Raw genomic sequence first — 25,352 nt, 5'->3', positions numbered from 1 at the left:
TCAAAAAGACAATGAGGTCATCATGAGTTTCTCGGTCGATGTACTGGCGAATATCGCCATCGAGCTACAAAGTGGGGTTGGGCATCAGGATCGCTTTCAGCGTTTAATCACCACGCTGCGTCAGATACTGGAATGCGACGCCTCGGCGCTGCTTCGCTACGATGCGCGGCAATTTATCCCGCTGGCAATCGACGGGCTGGCGCAGGATGTGCTGGGTCGTCGCTTTACTCTGGAAGGGCATCCGCGTCTGGAAGCCATCGCCCGCGCCGGAGATGTCGTCCGCTTCCCCGCAGACAGCGATTTACCCGACCCCTATGATGGATTAATTCCCGGTCAGGAGAGCCTGAAAGTGCATGCCTGTGTCGGGCTGCCGCTGTTTGCCGGGCAGAATCTGATTGGCGCGCTGACGCTCGATGCGATGGAGCCGGCACAGTTTGATGTCTTCAGCGATGAAGAGCTGCGACTGATATCTGCATTGGCCGCCGGGGCACTCAGCAACGCGCTGCTGATTGAACAGCTGGAAAGTCAGAATATGCTGCCGGGAACGCCTGCCGCCTTTGAGCCGGTTGCCAATACCGATATGATTGGCCTGTCGCCGAATATGATGCAGCTGAAAAAAGAGATAGAAATCGTCGCGGCGTCCGCTCTCAATGTGTTGATTAGTGGCGAAACGGGTACCGGGAAGGAGCTGGTGGCGAAATCGATTCATGAAGGATCGCCGCGTGCGGCTAACCCGCTGGTCTATCTCAACTGTGCGGCGCTACCGGAAAGCGTGGCGGAAAGTGAGCTCTTTGGCCATGTAAAGGGCGCGTTTACCGGGGCAATCAGCAACCGTAGCGGTAAGTTTGAAATGGCCGATAACGGTACGCTATTCCTCGATGAAATTGGCGAACTGTCTCTGGCGTTGCAGGCCAAATTGCTGCGCGTATTGCAGTATGGCGATATTCAGCGCGTCGGCGATGACCGTAGCCTGCGCGTCGATGTGCGCGTTCTGGCGGCCACCAACCGCGACCTACGCGAAGAGGTGCTGGCCGGGCGTTTTCGTGCCGATCTGTTCCATCGTCTGAGCGTCTTCCCGCTCTCCGTTCCACCGCTGCGTGAACGTGGTGATGATGTGGTGCTGCTGGCGGGCTATTTCTGCGAACAGTGTCGGTTGCGTCTCGGGTTGTCCCGCGTGATTCTAAGCTCCGGGGCGCGGGCGCATTTGCTGAGTTATGGCTGGCCGGGCAACGTGCGAGAGCTGGAACATGCCGTGCATCGCGCGGTGGTGCTGGCGCGCGCAACGCGCAACGGTGGCGAAGTGATTCTGGAAGCTCAGCATTTCACGTTTGAAGAAAGCACGGTTGCGCCAGTCCTTGAAAGTGAAGCGCCAGCGTTACCCGTGTGTCACAACCTGCGTGACGCGACCGAGCACTTCCAGCGTGAAATGATTCGTCAGGCGCTGTCGCAAAACAACAATAACTGGGCCGCCAGCGCGCGGGCGCTGGAGACAGACGTCGCCAACCTGCATCGGCTGGCGAAACGTCTGGGAATGAAGGATTAAAGAATTCCGGCCTGATAGAAGTTTTGCAGGTTGATCGCGCCGACCAACTGGCCGTTGTCATCCACCACCGGCGCGGCGCTGATTTTTTTCTTCATCAGTTGTTCTTTAGCATCAATGGCGCGACTCTGCGCATTCAGCGTCGTACCGTTCACCGTCATCGCCAGGCTCACGTTATCCGCCAGCGCGCCGCCGCCAACCAGCCAGCGGCGCAGGTCGCCGTCGGTAAACACGCCTTTCACCTGCAACTGCTCATCGCATACGGCAACCAGGCCCAGCCCGGTGCGGCTCAGTTCGAGCATCGCGTCCATAATACTGGCGTGAATGCTCACCTGCGGCACCTCGGCATCGCGGCGCATCAGATGATGCACTTTATTCAGTAAGCGCGCGCCCAGCGCGCCAGCCGGATGCGAACGGGCAAAATCTTCCTCATTGAAACCCCGCGCCTGCATCACGGCCATCGCCAGCGCATCGCCCATCATCAGCGTATTCACGGTGCTGGAAGTGGGGGCCAGACGCATCGGGCAGGCTTCACGCTCCACGGAAATATCAAGAACGGCTTTTGCGGCTAAACCCAACGGCGAGTGGGATTTTCCGGTCATCGCCAGTAGAACAACGGATTTTTCTTCCAGACGCGGGATGATGAGATCCAGCTCTTTCGCGCCGCCGGAGTAGGAGATAAACAGCATCACATCCTGACTTTCTACCATACCGAGATCGCCGTGCAGCGCCTCTGCCGGATGAACAAAGAATGCGGGGGTGCCAGTACTGGCGAAGGTTGCGGCGAGTTTTTTACCAATATGGCCCGATTTACCGATACCGGAAACAATCAATTTGCCTTTGCAATTAATGATGGCTTCGGCGGCTTTGATAAAGTCATCACCCAGGCGGTCCGGCAGTTGGCTGGCTTCATGAAGTTCCAGCACCAGCGTTTGACGGCCCGCTTCAAGTAAAAAATTTTTATCCGCAATCATGGCGTTGCATCCTGTCATTTTTGTATGTCGTAGGTGTAGGGTTCGGCGTTTACCGACGTGCGGCGTAAGGGTAATGATTTCTTGCCCCTAATACCAATAGCGCGATCAAGGTCTGGGCGTTTTGCTTAGGGCGAAGTTTTTTTCTCTGCGACACGCGAAGGCGCTTCCTTGAGGCGTTGCGATTGCTTTACCATAATTAACTCTTGCCGATATTGTTAAATGGATGTCCCATGTTGAAGCGTCGTTATATCGCCTTACTGCCCTTGTGTGTCCTGCTCGCTGCCTGTAGCAGCAAACCGAAAACCGCCGCCGCACCGGCAACGGCTGGCACACCTTCCGGCGGTTTCCTGCTGGAGCCGCAGCACAATGCGCTGATCCCAACCGGTGATTTTGCCAATAACCCGGCGGCAGAGCAGTTCATCGATAAGATGGTGAGCAAGCACGGCTTTGACCGACAACAGCTGCACGAAATTCTCTCCCAGGCGAAACGTCTTGATTACGTGCTGCGTCTGATGGATCGCCAGGCACCGACCGGCTTGCCGCCGAGCGGGCCAAACGGTGCGTGGCTGCGCTATCGCAAACAGTTTATTACTCCGGACAACGTGCAAAACGGCGTAGCGTTCTGGAACCAACATGAAGCGGCGCTGAAACGCGCATGGCAGGTGTACGGCGTGCCGCCGGAAATTATCGTCGGCATTATTGGCGTTGAAACCCGCTGGGGCCGCGTGATGGGCAAAACCCGTATCCTCGATGCGCTGGCGACGCTCTCCTTTAACTACCCGCGCCGCGCGGAGTACTTCTCCGGCGAGCTGGAAACCTTCCTGCTGATGGCACGCGACGAAAGCGATGACCCGCTGGATCTGAAAGGTTCCTTCGCAGGCGCAATGGGCTATGGCCAGTTCATGCCGTCCTCTTACAAACAGTACGCTGTTGATTTTAATGGTGACGGACACATTAACCTGTGGGATCCGGAAGATGCCATCGGCAGCGTGGCAAACTACTTCAAACAGCACGGTTGGGTGAAGGGCGACCAGGTAGCGGTGCAGGCGATGGGCCAGGCACCAGGGCTGGAAAACGGCTTTAAAACTAAATACAGCGTGTCGCAGCTTTCTGCTGCGGGCCTGACGCCGATGGATTCGCTGGGCAACCATCAGCAGGCGAGCCTGCTGCGTCTGGATGTCGGCACCAGTTATCAGTACTGGTACGGCTTGCCGAACTTCTACACCATCACCCGCTATAACCACAGCACGCACTATGCAATGGCTGTCTGGCAGCTTGGTCAGGCCGTCGCGCTGGCTCGCGTTCAGTAATCCCGCTTCCCCTCCCGTCCGGGAGGGGAGTTACATTTCGATACACCCTCAGGCGCTGACAAGGATTTACATCTATCTGCTCACTGTTTATTGTTATGTTATAACATAATGATTGAGGCGCTATTGATGACATCTTCGCTTTTCTCTCTATCCAGCCTGAGACGGCTGGCAGGCGTTTGTCTGCTGCTGGCGTTTATCTGGCTGGTCGCCTGGTGGGCGGTATCGCTGCCATGATCGTTCTGAATAACCTTTGTGTCGGCTATGACGGCGAGGCGATTGCGCCGCCCGTCGATGGATGCATCACACGTGGCAGCCTGATGGCGATCGTCGGTGAGAATGGTTGCGGTAAATCGACGCTGCTAAAAACCCTCGCCGGATTTATTCCTCCTGTAAGTGGGCGTGTGCACTGGCAGACGCGCCGCCCGGTTATCGGTTGGCTGGCGCAGCGACAGCTGATGGATCAGCAATTTCCGTTTACGGTGCAGGATGTCGTGTGCCAGGGAGCGTGGCCGCGCATCTCATTGTGTTTCGGCATTGATCGGATGGTGCGCCGACGCGTAGCTGATGCGCTGGATCGGGTAGGGTTGCTGTCGATGGCGAAAACAGCGATAGGCAGCTTATCCGGCGGCCAGTTTCAGCGCATGCTCTTTGCCCGCATCCTCGTTCAGCAGGCCCCGCTGGTGATGCTGGATGAACCCTTTACCGGTGTCGATGAAACGACTACGGAGATGCTGATGTCGCTCATCCTTGATATGCAGCGGAATGGGCAAACGGTACTGGCGGTGCTGCATGACAGCGAAAAAGTGGCGCGCTTTTTTCCACAGGTGCTTGAGCTGGGCGGCATGCGCGCAATATCCCCGATGTTACCTGCGAGGTCAGCATGATCTGGCACACCTTTTTTCTGCCGTTTATTGAGTTTGGCTTTATGCGCCGCGCGCTGATGGTGTGCCTCGCGCTCTCACTGAGCACCACGCTGCTCGGCGTATTTCTCCTGTTGCGGCGAATGAGCTTAATGGGCGATGCGCTTTCGCACGCCATTCTTCCCGGCGTTGCCGTGGGCTACTTAATGAATGGAATGTCATTGCTGGCAATGACGATCGGCGGTTTCGTGGCAGGGATCGCCGTGGCGCTGGGGGCGGGCTGGGTGAGTCGCCGCACGCTTCTGAAAGAAGATGCCAGCTTTGCCGGATTCTACCTGGGCTCTCTGGCGCTGGGCGTCACGCTGGTGTCGCTTCGCGGCTCAAACGTTGATCTGCTGCATCTGCTGTTCGGTTCCATTCTGGCGGTGGATGGGCCGTCTGCACTGTTTGTCGCGCTGGTGGCCAGCATCACGCTGATCGCGCTGGCGGTGTGCTATCGCGGCCTGGTGGTTGAAGCGTTCGACAGCAGCTGGTTACAGGTGAATGCGCGCTGGCTGCCCTCGGCGCTGCACGGATTGTTCCTCGCACTGCTGGTGCTGAACCTGGTGGCCGGGTTTCAGGTGTTGGGTACCTTGATGGCGGTGGGCGTGATGATGCTGCCCGCGATAGCGGCTCGCTGCTGGGCGCAAACGCTGCCAGCCATGCTCGGGCTGGCGGGGCTTTGCGGTGTACTTTGCGCCTGGATAGGGTTGAGTTTCTCGTGGGCGGCGAGCCTCCCAGCCGGGCCGGCTATTGTGCTGACCGCCAGCCTGGTTTTTCTTTTTTCACTAATTTTTGGCACGCGCAGCAGGCTGGCCTATCGTCTGCGGGCGCTTTTTAACTGAGGGGATGGTATGAAAATGAAGAAGGTGATTCTGGCGCTGGCGCTGGGGTTAATCGCGCAGGGCGCAATGGCGAAAACGCTCAATGTGGTCACCAGTTTTTCGGTGCTGGGCGATATCACGCAGCAGGTTGGCGGCGATGCGGTGAAGGTAACGACGCTGGTGGGGCCGGACGGCGATCCGCATACTTTTGAGCCATCGCCGAAAGAGAGCGCGTTGCTGAGTAAAGCGGATGTGGTGGTGGTGAACGGTCTGGGGCTGGAAGGATGGATTGATCGATTAGTCAAAGCGTCCGGGTTTAAAGGGAAACTGATCGTTGCCTCGCAGGGCGTCGCCACGCAAACGCTGGAAGAGGATGGACAAACGGTGACGGACCCACACGCCTGGAATAACTTGGCGAACGGCGTCATTTATGCGCAGAACATTACCGAAGGCCTTGCTAAAGCGGACCCGCAGGACGCCAGCGTAATTAAAGCTAACGGTGCGAAATATGTGGATGAGCTCAGGGCGCTCGATAGCTGGGTGAAGCAGCGTTTCAGCCCTATTCCGCGCGAGAAGCGTAAGGTGCTGACCAGCCACGATGCGTTCGGCTATTTTGCCAAAGCGTACCAGGTGGATTTCCTTTCGCCGCAGGGGCTGTCATCAGAAAGCGAAGCGAACGCGGCGGAGGTCGGCGCATTGATTAAACAAATCAAAGCCGATGGGGTACACACCTGGTTTATGGAAAATCAGCTCGACCCGCGACTGGTCAAACAGATTGCGTCCGCAACCGGTGCGCAGGCAGGCGGCGAGCTTTATCCGGAAGCGTTATCGAAACCGGGCGGCGTAGCGGACAGCTATGTGAAGATGGTGCGGCATAACGTGGAGACTATTGTTGCCAGTATGCAGTAATATCGGTCGGCCCGTGAGGGCCGACACATATTTCACTGTGTCTTGCTGGCTTTTAATGATTTCACTGTTTTACCCAAATGCAGGCCATAAATCAGACACCCCAGACCAAGCAACACTTCAACTGCCATAAACAATAAATCAAACGGACCTGTACTGACACGTAACACCACATTCAGTAATGTAAACAGGCCGCAAATAATCGTAATTAAGCGCAATTGTTCAGTTTGCTTGAGTTTTTTTTCCGCTGCAGTTCGTGGTTTCGCCATATCCCTATCCTTTCCATTTTTCCGTGGTGGGTCCCGGTAAAATTATCTCACCACGTTTTTCAGGCTGCTATCCGAAAAGCACCAGGGTTATGCTTGAGATCCATTTTCTGAACCCCCCTCGTAAAATCGACACCTCGCCCCCATCTGTGTTGGGAAAGTGCTATCTTGTCCGACAGATATCTACCTGACAGGAGTGGTGATGACTGACAGCGAATTATTTCAACTGAGCGAAAAGGTCGGGCAGGCGCTGAAAGCGCAGGGCGCAACGGTAACCGCGGCAGAATCCTGCACCGGCGGCTGGATTGCCAAAACCCTGACCGATGTCGCGGGAAGCTCCGCGTGGTTTGAGCGCGGCTTTGTCACCTATAGCAATGAAGCCAAATCACAAATGATTGGCGTCAGCGCGGTGACGCTGGAACAGCACGGCGCGGTGAGCGAACCGGTAGTGGTCGAAATGGCCGTGGGCGCATTGCGGGCTGCGCGCGCCTCTTATGCGGTATCGGTCAGCGGCATTGCCGGGCCGGATGGTGGCAGCGATGAGAAGCCCGTCGGCACCGTGTGGTTTGGCGTGGCAAGTGCGACCGGGCAGGGCGTCACTCAGCGTGAATGCTTTGCGGGCGACCGGGAATCGGTACGCCGACAGGCCACGGCATTTGCCTTGCAGCTGCTCTGGCAACAATTTCTACAAAACACTTGATACTGTATGACCATACAGTATAATTGCTTCAACAGAACAGAATTCATTCCCCGGGCTTGCTCGGCATGACAGGAGTAAAAATGGCTATCGACGAAAACAAACAGAAAGCGTTGGCGGCAGCACTGGGCCAAATTGAGAAGCAATTCGGCAAAGGCTCCATCATGCGCCTGGGTGAAGACCGTTCCATGGACGTGGAAACCATCTCCACCGGTTCGCTTTCACTGGATATCGCGCTGGGTGCAGGCGGTCTGCCGATGGGGCGTATCGTCGAAATCTACGGGCCTGAATCTTCCGGTAAAACGACGCTGACCCTGCAGGTTATTGCTGCGGCACAGCGTGAAGGCAAAACCTGTGCCTTTATCGATGCAGAGCACGCGCTGGACCCTGTCTATGCACGTAAGTTAGGCGTTGATATCGACAACCTGCTGTGCTCCCAGCCAGACACCGGTGAACAAGCACTGGAAATCTGTGACGCGCTGGCGCGCTCTGGTGCGGTTGACGTGCTGGTTGTCGACTCCGTTGCGGCACTGACGCCGAAAGCGGAAATCGAAGGCGAAATCGGTGACTCTCACATGGGCCTCGCGGCACGTATGATGAGTCAGGCGATGCGTAAGCTGGCCGGTAACCTGAAACAGTCCAACACCCTGCTTATCTTCATCAACCAGATCCGTATGAAAATTGGTGTGATGTTCGGTAACCCGGAAACCACGACCGGCGGTAACGCGCTGAAATTCTACGCGTCCGTTCGTCTGGACATCCGTCGTATCGGCGCGGTGAAAGAGGGCGATAACGTCATCGGTAGCGAAACCCGCGTGAAAGTGGTGAAAAACAAAATCGCCGCACCGTTCAAACAGGCAGAATTCCAGATCCTCTACGGTGAAGGCATTAACTTCCTGGGCGAGCTGGTAGACCTGGGCGTGAAAGAGAAGCTGATCGAAAAAGCGGGCGCCTGGTACAGCTACAACGGTGACAAAATTGGTCAGGGTAAAGCGAATGCTATCTCCTGGCTGAAAGAGAACCCGGCGGCGGCGAAAGAAATCGAGAAGAAAGTGCGCGAGCTGCTGCTCAGCAATCAGGATTCTTCGCCGGATTTCGTGGTCGATGAAAACGACACCCACGCGAAAGAAACCAACGAAGATTTCTGATAACCTCTCATCAGAAAACAGAAGGGCTGCCAATGCAGCCCTTTTTTGCATTTAAACGACCGGGAGGGTTATGAACGAGAACGCACCACGCCGCTCCGCCTACGCGCGTTTGTTGGATCGTGCCATTCGTATTCTGGCGATGCGTGACCATAGCGAACAGGAGCTGCGTCGCAAACTGACGGCCCCGGTGATGACCAAAAACGGCCCCGAGCCCATCGATGCGCCGGAAGAAGAGGTCGAGAAAGTGATCGCCTGGTGTCACGAGAATCGCTATCTCGATGACCTGCGCTTTGTGCAGCAGTTTATCGCCAGCCGTAGCCGCAAAGGCTACGGCCCGGCGCGTATTCGTCAGGAACTCGGGCAGAAAGGCATTGCGCGTAATGACATCGAGCAGGCGATGCGCGAGTGTGATATCGACTGGTGCAAGCTGGCGCGTGACCAGGCGGAGCGGAAATACGGTGAACCGTTACCGACCACATTTGCCGAAAAAGTGAAAATCCAGCGCTTTTTGCTTTACCGCGGCTATTTGATGGAAGATATCCAGGAAATATGGCGAAATTTTGCCGATTGACCGCACGGGGGATTTTACTTCCCTTTAAAGAAAACTTATCTTATTCCCACTTTTTCCGTCTGGTAGCAAGTTGAACAATAAATGACCTGCTACGACGGCGACCATTCGTTAGCTTGATTTCAGGATAATTATGAGCAAGAGCACCGCTGAGATCCGTCAGGCGTTTCTCGACTTTTTCCATAGCAAGGGACATCAGGTAGTTGCCAGCAGCTCCCTGGTGCCGAATAACGACCCGACCCTGCTGTTTACCAACGCCGGGATGAACCAGTTCAAGGATGTTTTCCTTGGTCTCGACAAACGTAATTATTCTCGCGCAACTACTGCGCAGCGTTGCGTTCGTGCGGGTGGTAAACATAACGATCTGGAAAACGTCGGTTACACCGCGCGCCACCACACTTTCTTCGAAATGCTGGGTAACTTCAGCTTCGGCGACTACTTCAAACACGACGCTATTCAGTACGCGTGGGAATTGCTGACCGGTGAAAACTGGTTCGCCCTGCCGAAAGAGCGTCTGTGGGTGACCGTTTACGAAACCGATGATGAAGCTTACGAAATCTGGGAAAAAGAAGTCGGAATCCCGCGTGAGCGCATCATCCGCATCGGCGACAATAAAGGCGCGCCGTATGCTTCCGATAACTTCTGGCAGATGGGCGATACCGGCCCATGCGGCCCGTGCACCGAGATCTTCTACGATCACGGCGACCACATCTGGGGCGGCCCTCCGGGAACGCCTGAAGAAGACGGCGACCGTTACATTGAGATCTGGAACATCGTCTTCATGCAGTTCAACCGTCAGGCTGACGGTACCATGGAGCCGCTGCCAAAACCGTCTGTCGACACCGGTATGGGCCTGGAACGTATCACTGCGGTACTGCAACACGTCAACTCTAACTATGAAATTGACCTGTTCCGTAAGCTGATTGATTCCGTGGCTAAAGTCACCGGCGCGACTGACCTGACGAACAAGTCACTGCGCGTGATTGCGGACCACATTCGTTCCTGCGCGTTCCTGATTGCTGATGGCGTTACGCCGTCGAATGAAAACCGTGGCTACGTGCTGCGTCGCATCATTCGTCGCGCCATTCGTCACGGCAACATGCTGGGCGCGAAAGACACCTTCTTCTATAAACTGGTTGGCCCGCTGATCGAAGTGATGGGTTCTGCCGGTGAAGAACTGAAACGCCAGCAGGCGCAGGTTGAACAGGTTCTGAAAACTGAAGAAGAGCAGTTTGCCCGTACGCTGGAACGCGGCCTGGCGCTGCTGGACGAAGAGTTGTCTAAGCTGACTGGCGACACGCTGGATGGTGAAACCGCTTTCCGCCTGTATGACACCTACGGCTTCCCGGTTGACCTGACGGCGGACGTTTGCCGTGAACGCGGCCTGAAAGTTGATGAAGCGGGCTTTGAAGCCGCGATGGAAGAACAGCGCCGTCGTGCGCGTGAATCCAGCGGTTTCGGCGCAGACTACAACGCGATGATTCGCGTTGATGGCGCGTCAGAATTCAAAGGCTACGATCATCTGGAACTGAACGGCAAAGTGACGGCGCTTTTTATCGACGGTAAAGCAGTTGATAGCGTGGCGGCCGGTCAGGAAGCGGTGGTCATTCTGGACCAGACTCCGTTCTATGCGGAATCGGGCGGTCAGGTTGGCGATAAAGGCGAGCTGAAAGGCGCGGGCTTTAGTTTCAGCGTGAACGATACGCAGAAATATGGTCAGGCGATTGGTCATCTCGGCAAACTGACGGCGGGTTCCCTGAAAGTGGGCGACGCGGTACAGGCCGACGTTGATGAAGCGCGTCGTGCGCGTATCCGTCTGAACCACTCCGCTACGCACCTGATGCACGCGGCGCTGCGCCAGATTCTCGGCACGCACGTGGCGCAGAAAGGTTCTCTGGTAAATGACAAAGTCCTGCGTTTCGATTTCTCGCATTTCGAAGCGATGAAACCGGAAGAGATTCGCGCGGTCGAAGATCTGGTCAATGCCCAGATCCGTCGTAACCTGCCTGTTGAGACCAACGTAATGGATCTCGACGCGGCAAAAGCGAAGGGCGCAATGGCGCTGTTCGGCGAAAAATATGATGACCGCGTACGTGTGCTGAGCATGGGCGATTTCTCTACCGAACTGTGCGGCGGTACTCACGCTTCACGCACCGGTGACATCGGTCTGTTCCGTATTGTGTCTGAATCCGGTACGGCTGCGGGTGTTCGCCGTATCGAAGCGGTAACCGGTGAAGGCGCGATTGCCAGCTTGCATGCAGAAAGCGATCGTTTGGGCGATATCGCCCAGTTGCTGAAAGGCGATAGCCATAACCTGACGGAGAAAGTGCGCACCGTGCTGGAACGTACCCGTCAGTTGGAAAAAGAGCTGCAGCAGCTGAAAGAGCAGGCGGCAGCGCAGGAGAGTGCAAACCTTTCCAGCAAAGCAGAAAACATCAACGGCGTTAAGCTGCTGGTGAGCGAGCTTTCCGGCGTTGAGCCGAAAATGCTGCGTACGATGGTTGACGATCTGAAGAACCAGCTTGGTTCCGCCATTATTGTGCTGGCGACCGTGGCTGACGATAAGGTTTCTCTGATTGCGGGGGTGTCTAAGGATGTCACTGACCGCGTAAAAGCAGGGGAGCTCATCGGCATGGTGGCTCAACAGGTTGGCGGTAAAGGCGGTGGTCGCCCGGACATGGCGCAAGCCGGTGGTACCGATGCGACGGCACTTCCAGCAGCATTGTCCAGTGTGAAAGATTGGGTAAGCGCTAAGCTGTAACAAAAATAAATCCTGTGTGGGCGTCTTAACGTTAATTGTTAAGACGCCTTGCATATGGAGTACTGATAACGATAAAGTCAGGTTGAAGTCATGTATATCGGCTAAACTTACGTTTAACAGAATGTGATGCCGTGACAGTTGCACCAGGTGTTTGTCACAGCGTACGTTTGGCGTTATGCACGAAGCGTTCAGGTCAAATCAAGGAAGCCTGATGATGAGTGTGTATATGATGGATATGCCGGGATACAGAGAGACCCGACTCTTTTAATCTTTCAAGGAGCAAAGAATGCTGATTCTGACTCGTCGAGTTGGTGAGACCCTCATGATTGGAGATGAGGTCACTGTGACAGTTTTAGGGGTGAAGGGTAACCAGGTGCGTATCGGCGTTAACGCTCCGAAAGAAGTATCCGTTCACCGTGAAGAGATCTACCAGCGTATCCAGGCTGAAAAATCCCAGCAGTCCAGTTACTAAGTTCTCGCGTCTCACCTCCCGGTGAGACGCATCCTTCCCAGATTTCCCGTTTTACCTCTTCGTTTTCTTCTCGCTTTCTTCTCTTTTTCGTCCCGTCGTGATTTTGTCGCGTCTGTTGTGCCGCATTCTTTCTGTTTTGTTTTACCGTGAGTTAGCGATTTTACTGTTGAGAAAACAGGCTTTTTGCCGTTTTTAACGCCTAATTGTGCGCGAAGTGTGCAAACGATAAAAGGTCTCGAAAAATTGTTTGACTTATAAAGCCCAGAAAGTAATATGTGCGCCACGCAGCGACGAAGAGCTTTTAACGAGTTCTCCGAAGCACTCGTAAGAGGCGTGTGGTGAGGTGGCCGAGAGGCTGAAGGCGCTCCCCTGCTAAGGGAGTATGCGGTCAAAAGCTGCATCCGGGGTTCGAATCCCCGCCTCACCGCCATTTTGCATCCGTAGCTCAGCTGGATAGAGTACTCGGCTACGAACCGAGCGGTCGGAGGTTCGAATCCTCCCGGATGCACCATCTTACTTAACATTGCATTAGTGATGTTAAATCAGCGTAGTAAAGCAAGTTTCCCGATGCATCCGTAGCTCAGCTGGATAGAGTACTCGGCTACGAACCGAGCGGTCGGAGGTTCGAATCCTCCCGGATGCACCATCTCTTGTTTTAACGAATAGTATTTCCCGATGCATCCGTAGCTCAGCTGGATAGAGTACTCGGCTACGAACCGAGCGGTCGGAGGTTCGAATCCTCCCGGATGCACCATCTCTTGTTTTCAACGAATAGCATTTCCCGATGCATCCGTAGCTCAGCTGGATAGAGTACTCGGCTACGAACCGAGCGGTCGGAGGTTCGAATCCTCCCGGATGCACCATCTTCTCCCTTCTGTTTTTCTTCTTCTCCAACGATTCAGCAAGTCAGCGACAAAAACCGCCTTTTACGTTAAAGTAACATCTCACTTTATCTTGTCTGTGAGAACGTGATGTACGAACGCTACGCGGGATTAATCTTTGATATGGATGGCACCATCCTGGATACCGAACCTACGCACCGTAAAGCGTGGCACGAGGTGCTGGGGCGTTATGGTATGCGTTTCGACGAGCAAGCGATGGTCGCCCTTAACGGTTCTCCAACCTGGCGTATCGCGCAGGCCATCATTGAACTTCATCAGGCCGATCTCGACCCTCATCTTCTGGCACAGGAAAAAACAGCCGCCGTTAAAGCGATGCTGCTGGACTCTGTGACGCCGTTACCGCTTATTGATGTGGTGAAAGCCTGGCACGGACGTCGCCCGATGGCGGTCGGTACAGGCAGCGAGAGCGCTATTGCTGAAGCATTGCTGGCGCATCTGGGCCTGCGACACTACTTTTCTGCGGTGGTCGCTGCCGATCACGTCAAGAATCACAAACCCGCGCCCGATACCTTCTTGCTTTGCGCACAACGCTTAGGCGTGGCGCCGGAAAAATGCGTCGTGTTTGAAGATGCGGATTTTGGCCTGCAGGCGGCAAGAAGCGCCGGTATGGACGCTGTTGACGTTCGTCTGCTGTGAGTGACGGGCTGGCGCTGGCGTCGTTATTCGCTAGCAGCTTTCTGAGCGCCACGCTGCTGCCGGGCAACTCCGAAGCGGTACTTGTGGCGCTTCTCGTCTCTGGCCTCAGTCACCCCTGGCTTTTAGTATTAATAGCAACAATGGGTAATAGCCTTGGTGGGGCAACAAACGTTATCCTTGGACGGTTGTTTCCCGTGCGTAAGCAATCGCGCTGGCAGGAAAAAGCGACATCCTGGTTAAAACGTTACGGCGCAGCCACACTGTTACTGAGCTGGATGCCCGTTATCGGTGATTTACTGTGTCTGCTGGCGGGATGGATGCGCATCTCCTGGGGACCGGTGCTCTTTTTTTTATGCCTTGGAAAAGCGTTACGCTACATCGCTGTAGCGGCGGCGACGCTCCAGGGTATGACGTGGTGGCACTAATTGGATTGCTTGTGACCTTTAATCGTCAACCATTACAATTATGCTTAATAAAATGATATCGACAGGCGGGAGGTCAATTTGATCCCGGATGTATCACAGGCGCTGACCTGGCTGGAAAAACACCCTGAAGCACTGAAAGGGATAAATCGTGGTCTTGAGCGTGAGACGCTACGCGTTAACGCCGATGGTTCACTGGCAACGACCGGACACCCGGAATCGCTGGGCTCGACGCTGACCCATAAATGGATCACCACCGATTTCGCCGAAGCGCTGCTGGAATTTATCACTCCGGTTGATGGCGACGTCAACCATATGCTCACTTTCCTGCGTGACGTTCACCGTTATACGGCGCGTCATCTTGGCGATGAACGGATGTGGCCGCTGAGTATGCCGTGCTATATCGCGCCGGGCCAGGATATCGAACTGGCGCAGTACGGCACCTCAAACGTCGGTCGTCTGAAAACGCTGTATCGTGAAGGGCTGAAGAACCGCTATGGCGCGCTGATGCAAACCATCTCTGGCGTGCATTACAACTTCTCTCTGCCGATGGCATTCTGGCAGGCGAAATGCGGCGTGACGGATGCGGAGAGCGGTAAAGAGGCGATCTCTGCCGGTTACTTCCGCGCGATCCGCAACTATTACCGTTTTGGCTGGGTGATCCCGTATCTGTTTGGTGCGTCTCCGGCGATTTGTTCTTCCTTCCTGCAAGGGAAAGAGAGCGCGCTGCCGTTTGAAAAAACCGAATGCGGCATGTATTACCTGCCTTACGCGACGTCTCTGCGTCTGAGCGACCTGGGCTATACCAATAAATCGCAAAGCAATCTCGGAATTACGTTTAACGAATTGCACGAATACGTGGCAGGATTAAAGCGGGCTATCAAAACGCCATCGGAAGAATATGCGCGTATTGGTGTTGAGAAAGACGGTAAGCGTCTGCAGATCAACAGCAATATTTTGCAAATTGAGAACGAGCTTTACGCGCCGATTCGCCCAAAACGCGTCACCCGCAGCGGTGAGAATCCGTCCGATGCGCTGTTGCGCGGCGGTATTGAGTATATCGAAGTGCGCTCACTGGATATCAACCCGTTCTCGCCAATTGGCGTGGACGAGCAGCAGATTCGTTTCCTTGACCTGTTTATGGTCTGGTGCGTGCTGGCCGATGCGCCAGAAATGAGCAGCCAGGAGCTGCAATGTACGCGTACCAACTGGAATCGCGTGATTCTGGAAGGGCGTAAACCGGGTCTGACGCTGGGCATCGGTTGCGAAACCGCACAGTTCCCGCTGCCGAAAGTGGGTAAAGATCTGTTCCGCGATCTGAAACGCGTGGCGCAGACCATGGACGGTATTGATGGCGGGAATGCCTACCAGAAAGTGTGCGATGAACTGGTCGCCTGCTTTGATAATCCGGAATTAACTTTCTCAGCCCGCATTCTGCGTTCTATGCTTGATGAAGGGATTGGCGGAACCGGTAAGGCGCTGGCGGAGCAGTATCGAAATATGCTGCGTGAAGAGCCGCTGGAGATCCTCACAGAAGAGGAGTTTGCTGCGGAACGTGATGCATCCGTTGAACGTCAGCGTAAGCTTGAAGCATCGGATACGGAATCATTTGAAGCGTTGCTGGCAAAACACGCCTGACAGAAAAGAAAAAGGCCACATCACTGTGGCCAAATATACATCTCTGAATTCAGGGATGATGATAACAAATGCGCGTCTTTCATATACTCAGACTCGCACTGGAATGAAGAGTTCAGTTTTTTTTAAAAAAAATCACTTTATCCCCAAAAATCCTGACCGGAATGGCTTAAATTTTTTTATTTTTCAATCCGTTACGATGAAAAAATAAAATGCCGAGGATGAGGGATACACCGGAGGTTACGAAATGCCGTTGTTAGATAGCTTCACTGTCGATCACACCCGTATGGAAGCCCCAGCCGTCCGTGTAGCCAAAACGATGAACACGCCGCATGGTGACGCGATTACCGTTTTTGACCTGCGCTTCTGTGTGCCGAACAAAGAAGTGATGCCGGAAAAGGGCATTCACACGCTGGAACACCTGTTTGCCGGGTTCATGCGTAATCACCTGAACGGTAACGGTGTTGAGATCATCGACATCTCCCCGATGGGCTGCCGCACTGGTTTCTATATGAGCCTGATTGGTACGCCGGATGAACAGCGCGTGGCGGATGCGTGGAAAGCGGCAATGGCAGACGTCCTGAAGGTTCAGGATCAGAATCAGATCCCGGAACTGAACGTTTACCAGTGCGGTACGTATCAGATGCACTCCCTGGCAGAAGCGCAGGACATCGCGCGCCACATTCTCGACCGCGACGTGCGTGTGAACAGCAACGATGAGCTGGCGCTGCCGAAAGAGAAGTTACAGGAATTGCACATTTAGTTTGGTTGTGCCGGTTAATCCGGCCAACATGATCTTACGGACAACGTAGGCCCGGTAAGCGAAGCGCCACCGGGCAACAAAAAAGGGCCATCGGCCCTTTTTTTATATCGACATATTAGTGCGCGCCACCGCCGCCGCCTCCGGCACCGAATGGCGGTCTGGCAAACCACACCAGACTCAGCAGAATAATAAATATCCCCGCCGACACCCAGAATATCTCGTTCGCCGAGATAATCAGCCCCTGGTTGGTTATCTGCTGCGCCAGCCATCCCGAAGCCTGCTGTTGCGACATGCCCATCCCCTCAAGCTGGTTGTACATCGCCTGAGAATCCGGGTTATACGGCGTCACATACTCCGTTAACTGCGCATGGTGCAACGATTCCCGGTTGGTCCATAACGTTGTGGTGATAGACGTCCCGATAGAGCCCGCCAGCGTACGCGTAAAGTTCGACAGACTCGACGCCGCGGCCAGACGCTCAGGCGGCAAACCGGAGAGCGTAATGGTCGTCAGCGGCATAAAGAAGCACGCCACCGCGAAACCCTGGATAAACTGCGGCCAGGCCGACGCGCCGAAATCCATCCCCGGCTCGAAGGTGTATGCGCGCCAGTAGAAGCAGACCGCATACATAATAAAGCTGAAGGTGACCAGACGACGCATGTCGAGCTTATGCGCAAAGCGACCGATAATCGGCGACAGAATCACCGGTATCACGCCCACCGGCGCAGAAGCCAGCCCTGCCCACGTCGCGGTATAGCCGTACACTTCCTGCAATAGCTGCGGCAACAGAACGATTGCGCCGAAGTAGAGCATATAGGCCAGGCTGATACATAAACAGCCGATGGTAAAGTTTCGCGACTTAAAGAGCGAGAGGTCGACTATCGGGTTATCGTCAGTCAGTTCCCAGACGATCAGGAAGCTTAGCGACACCACCGCCACAATGGTCAGCACGATGATCTCGGTGGAGTTGAACCAGTCGAGTTCTTTCCCCTGGTCGAGCATCACCTGCAGGCTACCAATACCCAAAACCAATAGCGCCAGACCAATACCGTCGATACGACGCTGTTCGGTACGCGTTTCACGCCCACGCAGCGCCTGAATACTCATCAGCACCACCACGATACCAATCGGCACGTTGATGAAGAAGATCCAGCCCCAGTGATAGTTATCGCTGATATACCCGCCAAGGATAGGCCCACAAATCGGCGCAACGATAACGGTCATCGACCACAGCGCCAGCGCGATAGAGCGTTTCGCAGGCGGATAGTTACTGAGCAACAAGCTTTGCGACAGCGGGATAAGCGGCCCGGCAACAATCCCCTGAATCACGCGGAAGAAGATCAGCATGCCCAGGCTGTTGGAGACGCCGCAGGCCCACGACGCGATAGCAAAGGCTACGGTGGACCACAGGAACAGTTTCACCTCACCGACGCGCTTCGCCAGCCACCCGGTAATCGGAATGGAGATGGCGTTTGCCACGCCGAATGAGGTGATAACCCAGGTGCCCTGGCTCAATGATGAGCCAAGGTTACCGGCGATCGTTGGGATCGCCACGTTTGCGATGGTGGAGTCCAGCACCTGCATGAAAGTCGCAAGCGACAACGCAATGGTCATGATGACCAGTTGCGCGCCTTCCAGCGGTTTTTGCTGTTGCATTACACTCACCCCGGGATCAGTTGGCGTTGGCCTGCACGATGTCGTTAATCAGCTTGTTGACCGGATCGAGACTGATTTCACGTGCGTTACTTTCGTAAGCCGGGCTGGTGCGTACCTGGCTTGCCAGGATCTGACCGTCGCGGTTAGAGGTATTCACTTTCACCAGCGTGGAGAGGCCAATACGCAGCGGATGTTCCGCCAGCTGTTTTTCGTCCAGCTCAACACGAACCGGCAGACGCTGAACCACTTTGATCCAGTTCCCGGTGGCGTTCTGCGCAGGTAGCAGCGAGAAGGCGCTACCGGTCCCCATATCGAGGCCGACCACTTTGCCGTGATATTCCACGTCGTCGCCGTAAATATCAGAGATAACGGTGACCGGCTGGCCAATACGCATGTGCGCCAGCTGCGTCTCTTTGAAGTTCGCATCAACCCACAAATTGTTCGCCGGAACAACCGCCATCAACGCGGTGGTTGGGCTGATTTGCGCACCAGGCTGTACGGCACGACGCGACACGTAACCGGTCATCGGGCTGACAATTTTGGTACGTTGCAGGGCGAGCCATGCGTTACGCACTTCTGTCGCCGCTTGCTTGACGGTCGGCTGGTCTTCCAGCTTCGTCCCCAGAATAATCGCCTGGTTGGCGTTATATTGCTGGATAGCGACGTCGAGTTCCGCCTGTGCACTGGCAACGGCATCACGCGCGTGTTGCAGCTCTTCGCGGCCAATCAGGTTGGCACTGCCTAGCGGAATACGGCGGTTTAAGTCCGTTTGCGCCTGCGCCAGTGCGGTTTTTTTCACGTCGATGCTCGCCTGCAATTGCTTGCTGTTGATCATCGTTTGACGCATTTGACGTACGGTAGACGCCAGCGCGGTTTGCGCTTTTTCGAAGGCCTGCTGCGCATCGGTCTGATCGAGCGTCACCAGTACATCGCCTTTTTGTACGAAATCGGTGTTATCGGCCCAGACTTTCGTCACGCTGCCGGACACCTGCGCCATAATTTGTACCTGGTTCCCTGCCACGTATGCGTCATCGGTTTCTTCAAAATGACGCAGTACTAAAAACCAGTAAATCCCATATGCCACAGCAATAATGACAAAGAGCAAGGTCAACAGCATCAGGGCGCGCTTACGCGTACCTTTCTTGTTGGCCGGTTGCTGCGGGGTTTGACTCTCCGCATTTGCGCTCATGTTATTCTCCACGATCTTATTATTTCACATCGGCTGAGCCGACCTGTTTATCAGAAAGGCCAGCAGGGATTAATCTGCTGGCCTGTCAGTTTTCTGTTATCAATCAGGATAATTGAGCGATATCCGGACTTAGCGCAGTGCCTCAAGGACAACGCCATCTTCATCCATCTGATCCAGACGGGTGAGGAGCTTCCGGGTGATATGCTCAAGCTGGTCTTTTTCAGCAGCGCTTAAAGAAGACCAGAGTTGGTGTAAGCAATGATGTTGCGGAGGCAGAACCTCACGCAGGAATTGATGACCTTTATCGGTGAGCTGCAGGTGCAGGCAACGACGATCGTTGTCGCTTTCACGACGCTCGATCCAGCCGCGTTTTTCCAGCTCATCGGCGATACGGGTTGCATTGGTACGAGACGAGCCCAGCGCGCAGCTCAGCTCAGAAGGCTGAATGCTGTGATTTTCCTGAGACTCCAGCGTAATTAACGCCATAAACAATGTCTCGTTAATCCCCTGAGCTTTCAGCATCTTATTGCGGTTGTCCAGCAGCTTGCCCTGCATGTGCATGCAAAGACGAGTCAGAAGAATCTCCTGAAACGGAAAATCCTCGTGGCGGCTGGCGCGAAATTTTAGCATTTGTTCAATGGGCGTAAACGAACTATCCATTTGGGCATAACCTCATTAATTTCAGCCGATATAGTAACGACGGTGACAAATAAAGTAAATGAATTATTGATTCGAATTTATATGACGAATCTATCAAAGTGAAGGCCGGGCCGTTCCGCAGCCCGGTGCAAGCAGTGCAGGGAATTACTCCTGCGGCTGGTGCCGGTAGCCGCGCCACCACACCAACAGATTGAGCAGCGTAATGCATGCGCCAACCAGACAAACCCCGTTCCAGCCTGCGTGTTGCCAGGCGGAAGCGGAAATCAGCGACCCGGCCGCGCCGCCGATGAAATAGCAGGTCATGTAACCTGCGGTCAGACGGTTACGCGCATCGGGATGCACGCGATAAATCACCGTCTGGTTAGTGATATGGACGCCCTGAATCATCAGATCGAGCACCAGAATACCGACGATCAGCGCCGCCACGGAGACCTGCCCGTACCAGATAGCAAGCCAGGAGAGCAGCAGCGCCAGCAAGCTTACCGTGGTGGTCAGATGCGCTTTGCCTTTATCAGCCAGCGTCCCCACCGGACGCGCGCCTAACGCGCCGGCCGCACCCACCAGGCCGAACAGACCAATGGTGCCTTCGGAGAAGTGATAGGGCGCGCCTGCGAGCAGGAATGCCATGGATGTCCAGAGAATGCTGAAGCTGGCGAAGGTCAGGCAGCCCAGCAGCGCGCGGGTGCGCAGAAGTTTGTTATGGGCAAACAGATGGTAAATTGAGCCCAGAATTCGCGGGTAGCTCAGGTGATTTTCCTGCCTGAGCTTCGGTAAACCCCGCCACAGCGCGAGCGCCAGAACCGCCATTAATACGCTTGCCACCCAGAACACGGTGCGCCAGCCTCCCAGGCTTGCCAGCAGCCCGGCAACGGTGCGCGCCAGTAAGATCCCAAGCAGCAGGCCGCTCATCACCGTGCCGACCACTTTGCCGCGCTTTTCCGGCGCAGCGAGCGTGGCCGCCATTGGCACTAACAGCTGCGCCACCACCGAAAAGAGGCCGGTCAGAGCGGTACCCAGAATCATCATTCCCAACGATGTACTGCTGGCGGTAATCAGCATCCCGCCAGCGGCAAGCAGGGTCATCACCACAATCAGCCGTCGACGTTCAAACATGTCGCCCAGCGGCACCAGGAACAGCAGCCCGGCCGCATAGCCAAGCTGTGCCGCCGTGACGATAAAGCCCGCCTGGCTCGCACTCAGAGAAAATGCGCGCGCAATGGCTTCGAGCAGCGGCTGCGCATAATAGTTGCTGGCAACGGCAAGCCCGGTGGCGACAGACATCAGGACAATCAGCGCGGGACTCAGCCCGTGTGAGGTTTTGGTCATTGGGGTAAATTATTTTCGTGGTGATTATTATTGATGTTACCAATAATAACGGAAGCAGAGGGAATTAAGTGAAATGAATAGTGGCGAGACGTGCGGTTTCTGTGGGGAAGCCCCTCACCCTAACCCTCTCCCACAGGGAGAGGGGACTGAGTGTGCATATCTGCACGTCCTGCACCGGTTTTCTCCCTCTCCCTGTGGGAGAGGGCAGGGGTGAGGGTGTTATTTCTGCGCCGCCAGTGCTTCTTTCACCCAGCCATCAAACTGCGCCTGGTGCGCTTTGATCCAGCCATCAACGTGACCCTGAATATCGCCTTCGGATGCTTTACCTTCATGCATCATCGAGTTCTGGGCGTTAATGTCAGCAACCGGCAGTTTCATAATAGAGAACAGTTTTGCCGCCGCCGGGTTTTTCTCGGCCCAGACTTTGTTGGCAACAATGTGCATGGTGCTAACCGGGAAGCCATAGTTCGCACCGTTCGGCAGTTTGGTATCGATGTCTTTCTGCACGCCTGGCAGGGAAGAGAACGGCACCTGCAGCCACACAACATCTTTACCCGGCTTCATCACGTCACTTACCCAGTACGGCGTCCAGGTGTAATAAAGCACCGGTTTGCCTTCTTTGTAGCGGGTGATGGTATCGGCCATCATCGCCGCATAGTTACCCTGGTTGTGGGTGACGGTTTTGGTCAGGTCGTAGGCGTCCAGTTGGTGGTTAATCGCCGCTTCACAGCCCCAGCCTGGGTTACAGCCGGTTAAATCTGCTTTGCCGTCGCCATTGCTGTCGAACAGTTTGGCGATTTTCGGATCTTTAAGCTGCTCAATATTGGTGATGTGATACTGATCGGCGGTTTTCTTGTCGATCAGATAACCCTGAGCCGCACCGTTCACGAAGACACCTTCACGGTAGAATTTCTTATCGCCACCGGCGGCGGCATACATATCGTCATGCAGCGGCTGCCAGTTGACGGCGGTGAAGGTGGAATCGCCGGACGCCAGCGAGGTGTACGCGACGTTGTAGTCGACTTCATCGGGCTTATTGACGGTGTAGCCCAGTTTTTCCAGCGCGCGGCTGACCAGCAGGGTCTGGAAGGTTTCTTCCGTGATGGTGCTCTGAATCGGCTGTACGGTAACGCCTTTGCCCGGTAAATCCGCCGCAAAGGTGCTGGTGGAAACAAGGGTGGCGAAGGCTGTGGCTAACATTACGCTATGTCGCATCGTTGTTCCTTTTTTATGATGAGTAAGGTTTGAGAGCCCGGCGCGCAATGCGCCGGGTAAAAACAGGATTACTTGCTGAAAGGACGGGTCAGCAGACCCAGAGGACCGGTGGTGTACCAGCGACGGTTGCCACGGCTGCGGGAATCGCGGCCGACGGCTTGCGTCAGGCGGTCGAGGATAATCGCCAGAATAACGATCCCGACGCCGCCCACGGTAGCAAGGCCCATATCAAGACGGCCAATACCGCGCAGAACCATCTGCCCCAGGCCGCCCACGGCGATCATCGAGGCGATAACCACCATAGAGAGCGCCAGCATCAGCGTCTGGTTCACACCCGCCATAATGGTCGGCATCGCCAGCGGCAGCTGGACTTTAAACAGCATCTGACGCGGGCTGGCACCGAATGAGCGCGAGGCTTCAATCAGATCCGCCGGCACCTGGTTAATCCCCAGAATAGTCAGACGCACAATTGGCGGCAGGGCGAAGATAATCGTCACTACGACACCCGGAACGTTACCGATACCGAACAGCATCACGATGGGCACCAGGTAAACGAACGCTGGCGTGGTCTGCATCGCATCCAGCAGCGGGCGAATAATCTTCGACGCTCGCGGGCTTCGCGCCAGCCATATCCCCAACGGTAGCCCGATGATGATACAGAACAACAATGCGGTCAGAACCAGCGCGAGGGTGATCATCGCCTGAGACCAGGCGCCAATTGCGCCAATGGCAATCAGCGACACCAGCGTGGCGACACCCATGCTGAGGCTCGACATCTGCCAGGCAATCAGGGCGAAAACGATAATCGCAACCGGTGCCGGCATCCCCAGCAGCAACTGCTGGAAGGCACTGAGAATGTAATCGATAGGAACACGAATGCCCTGGAACAGCGGGCGGAAGTGCAGCACGACCCAGTCGATCCCGTGCGTCACCCAGCTATCCAGCGGGATCAGCGTCTTATGGAACGGATCCATAATATTGAAATGCTCTGGCTGCGGCGCGGGTGCGCTGGTCAGCCAGTCTGCGCCGCCACCGCCGTCGGCAGGCGCGCTGCCCCAGGCGTCGGCGGATTGTGCGGCGTTATCGGCCGCCGGTGCGGTATCCCACGGATTGGATTGATCAGCCATTGTTTGTCACCTCGCGATCTAAAGCCTGAAGAAGCATGCGTTTAGAAATAACGCCAACGTACTGCTGTTCTTCCCCAACAACCGGGACCGCGCACGGTGCCTGGCCGACGTGAGAGAGCAATTCGCTGAGCGGTGTTTCTGCGTCAACCACTAATGGCGGATCCAACAAGGCGCTTTCAATTCCCTGGCCTGCGCTGAGGGCAGCTTTCAGCGTATCAATGGAGACAATCCCAACAAACTTATTCCCGCGTTCGATGACATAACCATATTCACGGTCATCATCCTGCAATAATTTCAGGGCAGATCGCGGGCCGAATCCTGGCGTTTTTCGGATAATTCCTGCCGGGCTTCGACGGGCGATATCTTTCGCGCTAAATACCTGGCTGATATCGACGCCACGGAAGAAGGTGCGCACATAATCATTCGCCGGATTATTGAGAATTTCATCCGGTGTACCGACCTGTACCACTTCGCCATTTTGCATAATAGCGATGCGATCGCCAATTCGCATGGCTTCGTCGAGATCGTGAGAAATAAAGACGATGGTGCGCTGATGTTTGGCCTGTAATTTTACCAGTTCATCTTGCATTTCCGTTCGAATTAATGGGTCGAGCGCCGAGAAGGCTTCATCCATTAATAAGATATCGGGGTTGATAGCCAGTGCACGGGCTAAACCAACACGCTGACGCATACCGCCAGAGAGTTCGTCCGGATAAGAGTGGGCATAATTTTCCAGCCCGACCTGACGCAGCGCGTCCAGGGCTTTCTCCTGACGTTCGGCAGTTGGAATGCCCGCCAGCTCCATGCCGAAAGCGGCGTTGTCGACCACGGTCATATGGGGCATCAGGGCGAACGACTGAAAGACCATCGCGATTTTCTTTCTGCGCACCTCGCGAAGCTCGGCGTCAGAGATTTTGGCGATGTCTACGCCGTCAATCAGCACCTGCCCGCGGGTTGGTTCAATCAGGCGATTGAGAAGGCGTACCATGGTTGATTTGCCGGAACCGGATAATCCCATGATGACAAATATCTCGCCTTCTTCAATGGCCAGACTGGCGTCTTTAACGCCAAGCGATAATCCTGTTTTCTCCAGAATGTGTTCTTTGCTGAGGCCTTTCTCAATATATTTGAATGCGCGCTGTGGATGCTCACCAAATACTTTATAAAGATTCTTCACTTCTAATTTAATTGCCATGCAATAATAGAATTCCCGTTATTTATTTATATCGATATGATTCCTGATGGAAATAATTACACGGGTATACCCTAACATACTGAGATTCTGTGACAACCCTTGGGAGGATTCTGCTTGCCGAAATGGGAAGGGAGAATTGCCGGGGCTTCCCGTGATATAAGGGCTGAGAGCAATTCGAACTTTTCTGATATTTTTACGTTCTTCCACCGTAAATTTCACCTGAAAGCGATAAATTCAGATGAAATGAAACGGTAAATAACAGT

The 25,352-nt window shown here is 55.0% G+C and carries 23 protein-coding genes and 5 tRNA genes; 19 read left to right on the top strand and 9 right to left on the bottom strand.

Annotated elements, in window-relative coordinates; genetic code table 11:
* The first annotated feature begins 22 nt into the window (after positions 1 to 22).
* Positions 23 to 1,543: a nitric oxide reductase transcriptional regulator NorR gene (gene norR, locus AC1MKH_RS19280; protein ID WP_276222502.1), complete on the top strand. Its 1,521-nt coding sequence runs from the start codon at positions 23 to 25 to the stop codon at positions 1,541 to 1,543.
* On the opposite strand, the gene gutQ is transcribed toward norR, so the two are convergent.
* Positions 1,540 to 2,514 (bottom strand): arabinose-5-phosphate isomerase GutQ, encoded by a 975-nt coding sequence (gene gutQ / locus AC1MKH_RS19275; RefSeq protein WP_276222500.1) that lies wholly within the window; start codon positions 2,512 to 2,514, stop codon positions 1,540 to 1,542. The two genes, norR and gutQ, sit on opposite strands and share 4 nt — an antisense overlap.
* A gap of 230 nt (positions 2,515 to 2,744) precedes the next feature.
* On the opposite strand from gutQ, the gene mltB reads away from it, so the two are divergent.
* From mltB to AC1MKH_RS19255, 4 genes are all read left to right on the top strand, one after another.
* The gene (gene mltB / locus AC1MKH_RS19270; protein ID WP_276222498.1) at positions 2,745 to 3,824 is read left to right on the top strand and encodes a lytic murein transglycosylase B; all 1,080 of its coding nucleotides are present in this window, start codon (positions 2,745 to 2,747) and stop codon (positions 3,822 to 3,824) included.
* Positions 3,825 to 4,021: 197 nt separating this feature from the next.
* Positions 4,022 to 4,708, top strand: coding sequence for a metal ABC transporter ATP-binding protein (locus AC1MKH_RS19265; protein ID WP_276222593.1), 687 nt, complete (start codon positions 4,022 to 4,024; stop codon positions 4,706 to 4,708).
* Complete coding sequence (locus AC1MKH_RS19260; protein ID WP_276222496.1) at positions 4,705 to 5,568, top strand: metal ABC transporter permease; 864 nt, start codon at positions 4,705 to 4,707, stop codon at positions 5,566 to 5,568. Before AC1MKH_RS19265 ends, AC1MKH_RS19260 begins: the two co-directional genes overlap by 4 nt.
* Before the next feature lie 9 nt (positions 5,569 to 5,577).
* On the top strand, positions 5,578 to 6,456 hold the full coding sequence (locus tag AC1MKH_RS19255) for a metal ABC transporter substrate-binding protein (protein ID WP_276222495.1): 879 nt from the start codon (positions 5,578 to 5,580) through the stop codon (positions 6,454 to 6,456).
* Positions 6,457 to 6,488: 32 nt separating this feature from the next.
* Here the strand turns inward: AC1MKH_RS19255 and AC1MKH_RS19250 are convergent, their stop codons facing one another.
* Positions 6,489 to 6,722: a hypothetical protein gene (locus AC1MKH_RS19250; RefSeq protein ID WP_276222493.1), complete on the bottom strand. Its 234-nt coding sequence runs from the start codon at positions 6,720 to 6,722 to the stop codon at positions 6,489 to 6,491.
* A 199-nt stretch (positions 6,723 to 6,921) separates the two neighbouring features.
* Between AC1MKH_RS19250 and pncC the strand changes: the two genes are divergently transcribed.
* The 14 genes from pncC (at position 6,922) to luxS (ending at position 16,723) form a co-directional block, all read left to right on the top strand.
* Positions 6,922 to 7,419, top strand: a complete 498-nt coding sequence (gene pncC, locus AC1MKH_RS19245; protein ID WP_015963301.1) for a nicotinamide-nucleotide amidase — start codon at positions 6,922 to 6,924, stop codon at positions 7,417 to 7,419.
* Between the two features lie 80 nt (positions 7,420 to 7,499).
* Positions 7,500 to 8,564 (top strand): recombinase RecA, encoded by a 1,065-nt coding sequence (gene recA / locus AC1MKH_RS19240; protein ID WP_276222491.1) that lies wholly within the window; start codon positions 7,500 to 7,502, stop codon positions 8,562 to 8,564.
* Positions 8,565 to 8,634: 70 nt separating this feature from the next.
* Positions 8,635 to 9,135: a recombination regulator RecX gene (gene recX / locus AC1MKH_RS19235; RefSeq protein ID WP_276222489.1), complete on the top strand. Its 501-nt coding sequence runs from the start codon at positions 8,635 to 8,637 to the stop codon at positions 9,133 to 9,135.
* 130 nt (positions 9,136 to 9,265) lie between these two features.
* A complete protein-coding gene (gene alaS, locus AC1MKH_RS19230; protein ID WP_276222486.1) occupies positions 9,266 to 11,893 on the top strand; it encodes an alanine--tRNA ligase in 2,628 nt (875 codons plus the stop codon).
* Positions 11,894 to 12,179: 286 nt separating this feature from the next.
* Positions 12,180 to 12,365 (top strand): carbon storage regulator CsrA, encoded by a 186-nt coding sequence (csrA, locus tag AC1MKH_RS19225; protein WP_000906486.1) that lies wholly within the window; start codon positions 12,180 to 12,182, stop codon positions 12,363 to 12,365.
* Positions 12,366 to 12,702: 337 nt separating this feature from the next.
* Positions 12,703 to 12,795 (top strand) — tRNA-Ser (locus tag AC1MKH_RS19220).
* A gap of 4 nt (positions 12,796 to 12,799) precedes the next feature.
* Positions 12,800 to 12,876 (top strand) — tRNA-Arg (locus AC1MKH_RS19215).
* Between the two features lie 58 nt (positions 12,877 to 12,934).
* Positions 12,935 to 13,011 (top strand) — tRNA-Arg (locus AC1MKH_RS19210).
* 31 nt (positions 13,012 to 13,042) lie between these two features.
* Positions 13,043 to 13,119 (top strand) — tRNA-Arg (locus AC1MKH_RS19205).
* A 32-nt stretch (positions 13,120 to 13,151) separates the two neighbouring features.
* Positions 13,152 to 13,228, top strand: a tRNA-Arg gene (locus tag AC1MKH_RS19200).
* 108 nt (positions 13,229 to 13,336) lie between these two features.
* Positions 13,337 to 13,903 (top strand): fructose-1-phosphate/6-phosphogluconate phosphatase, encoded by a 567-nt coding sequence (gene yqaB, locus AC1MKH_RS19195; protein WP_015963305.1) that lies wholly within the window; start codon positions 13,337 to 13,339, stop codon positions 13,901 to 13,903.
* The gene (locus AC1MKH_RS19190) at positions 13,900 to 14,328 is read left to right on the top strand and encodes a YqaA family protein (protein WP_108476423.1); all 429 of its coding nucleotides are present in this window, start codon (positions 13,900 to 13,902) and stop codon (positions 14,326 to 14,328) included. Before yqaB ends, AC1MKH_RS19190 begins: the two co-directional genes overlap by 4 nt.
* Positions 14,329 to 14,406: 78 nt before the next feature.
* Positions 14,407 to 15,963: a glutamate--cysteine ligase gene (gshA, locus tag AC1MKH_RS19185; RefSeq protein WP_276222468.1), complete on the top strand. Its 1,557-nt coding sequence runs from the start codon at positions 14,407 to 14,409 to the stop codon at positions 15,961 to 15,963.
* Between the two features lie 244 nt (positions 15,964 to 16,207).
* On the top strand, positions 16,208 to 16,723 hold the full coding sequence (gene luxS / locus AC1MKH_RS19180) for an S-ribosylhomocysteine lyase (protein WP_015963308.1): 516 nt from the start codon (positions 16,208 to 16,210) through the stop codon (positions 16,721 to 16,723).
* Between the two features lie 115 nt (positions 16,724 to 16,838).
* On the opposite strand, the gene emrB is transcribed toward luxS, so the two are convergent.
* From emrB to proV, 7 genes are all read right to left on the bottom strand, one after another.
* Positions 16,839 to 18,377, bottom strand: coding sequence for a multidrug efflux MFS transporter permease subunit EmrB (emrB, locus tag AC1MKH_RS19175; protein ID WP_276222465.1), 1,539 nt, complete (start codon positions 18,375 to 18,377; stop codon positions 16,839 to 16,841).
* A 16-nt stretch (positions 18,378 to 18,393) separates the two neighbouring features.
* Complete coding sequence (gene emrA / locus AC1MKH_RS19170) at positions 18,394 to 19,566, bottom strand: multidrug efflux MFS transporter periplasmic adaptor subunit EmrA (RefSeq protein WP_276222463.1); 1,173 nt, start codon at positions 19,564 to 19,566, stop codon at positions 18,394 to 18,396.
* 129 nt (positions 19,567 to 19,695) lie between these two features.
* Positions 19,696 to 20,226: a transcriptional repressor MprA gene (gene mprA, locus AC1MKH_RS19165; protein ID WP_015963311.1), complete on the bottom strand. Its 531-nt coding sequence runs from the start codon at positions 20,224 to 20,226 to the stop codon at positions 19,696 to 19,698.
* Between the two features lie 144 nt (positions 20,227 to 20,370).
* A complete protein-coding gene (locus tag AC1MKH_RS19160; RefSeq protein ID WP_327622004.1) occupies positions 20,371 to 21,552 on the bottom strand; it encodes an MFS transporter in 1,182 nt (393 codons plus the stop codon).
* A gap of 219 nt (positions 21,553 to 21,771) precedes the next feature.
* Entirely contained in the window at positions 21,772 to 22,767 is a 996-nt protein-coding gene (gene proX, locus AC1MKH_RS19155; protein WP_276222461.1) for a glycine betaine/L-proline ABC transporter substrate-binding protein ProX, read from the bottom strand.
* Between the two features lie 68 nt (positions 22,768 to 22,835).
* Positions 22,836 to 23,894 carry a glycine betaine/L-proline ABC transporter permease ProW gene (gene proW, locus AC1MKH_RS19150; RefSeq protein WP_276222459.1) on the bottom strand — a complete coding sequence of 353 codons (1,059 nt, stop codon included), beginning with the start codon at positions 23,892 to 23,894 and terminating at the stop codon, positions 22,836 to 22,838.
* Entirely contained in the window at positions 23,887 to 25,089 is a 1,203-nt protein-coding gene (gene proV / locus AC1MKH_RS19145) for a glycine betaine/L-proline ABC transporter ATP-binding protein ProV (protein ID WP_276222457.1), read from the bottom strand. The genes proW and proV overlap by 8 nt, the downstream gene beginning before the upstream one ends.
* Positions 25,090 to 25,352: the final 263 nt, after the last annotated feature.

It is taken from the genome of Pseudocitrobacter sp. CD920760 (assembly GCF_057782505.1).
The sequence above is the reverse complement of the archived record's forward strand: the minus strand, read 5'-3'. Positions and strand labels throughout refer to the sequence as shown.

Coding starts and splice junctions, on each gene's coding strand:
- AC1MKH_RS19250 (WP_276222493.1), bottom strand. CDS start 6,722: ATGGCGAAACCACGAACTGCAGCGGAAAAAAAACTCAAGCAAACTGAA.
- norR (WP_276222502.1), top strand. CDS start 23: ATGAGTTTCTCGGTCGATGTACTGGCGAATATCGCCATCGAGCTACAA.
- emrB (WP_276222465.1), bottom strand. CDS start 18,377: ATGCAACAGCAAAAACCGCTGGAAGGCGCGCAACTGGTCATCATGACC.
- recA (WP_276222491.1), top strand. CDS start 7,500: ATGGCTATCGACGAAAACAAACAGAAAGCGTTGGCGGCAGCACTGGGC.
- proW (WP_276222459.1), bottom strand. CDS start 23,894: ATGGCTGATCAATCCAATCCGTGGGATACCGCACCGGCGGCCGATAAC.
- mprA (WP_015963311.1), bottom strand. CDS start 20,226: ATGGATAGTTCGTTTACGCCCATTGAACAAATGCTAAAATTTCGCGCC.
- csrA (WP_000906486.1), top strand. CDS start 12,180: ATGCTGATTCTGACTCGTCGAGTTGGTGAGACCCTCATGATTGGAGAT.
- gutQ (WP_276222500.1), bottom strand. CDS start 2,514: ATGATTGCGGATAAAAATTTTTTACTTGAAGCGGGCCGTCAAACGCTG.
- recX (WP_276222489.1), top strand. CDS start 8,635: ATGAACGAGAACGCACCACGCCGCTCCGCCTACGCGCGTTTGTTGGAT.
- emrA (WP_276222463.1), bottom strand. CDS start 19,566: ATGAGCGCAAATGCGGAGAGTCAAACCCCGCAGCAACCGGCCAACAAG.
- proV (WP_276222457.1), bottom strand. CDS start 25,089: ATGGCAATTAAATTAGAAGTGAAGAATCTTTATAAAGTATTTGGTGAG.
- luxS (WP_015963308.1), top strand. CDS start 16,208: ATGCCGTTGTTAGATAGCTTCACTGTCGATCACACCCGTATGGAAGCC.
- AC1MKH_RS19260 (WP_276222496.1), top strand. CDS start 4,705: ATGATCTGGCACACCTTTTTTCTGCCGTTTATTGAGTTTGGCTTTATG.
- alaS (WP_276222486.1), top strand. CDS start 9,266: ATGAGCAAGAGCACCGCTGAGATCCGTCAGGCGTTTCTCGACTTTTTC.
- AC1MKH_RS19255 (WP_276222495.1), top strand. CDS start 5,578: ATGAAAATGAAGAAGGTGATTCTGGCGCTGGCGCTGGGGTTAATCGCG.
- mltB (WP_276222498.1), top strand. CDS start 2,745: ATGTTGAAGCGTCGTTATATCGCCTTACTGCCCTTGTGTGTCCTGCTC.
- pncC (WP_015963301.1), top strand. CDS start 6,922: ATGACTGACAGCGAATTATTTCAACTGAGCGAAAAGGTCGGGCAGGCG.
- yqaB (WP_015963305.1), top strand. CDS start 13,337: ATGTACGAACGCTACGCGGGATTAATCTTTGATATGGATGGCACCATC.
- proX (WP_276222461.1), bottom strand. CDS start 22,767: ATGCGACATAGCGTAATGTTAGCCACAGCCTTCGCCACCCTTGTTTCC.
- AC1MKH_RS19160 (WP_327622004.1), bottom strand. CDS start 21,552: ATGACCAAAACCTCACACGGGCTGAGTCCCGCGCTGATTGTCCTGATG.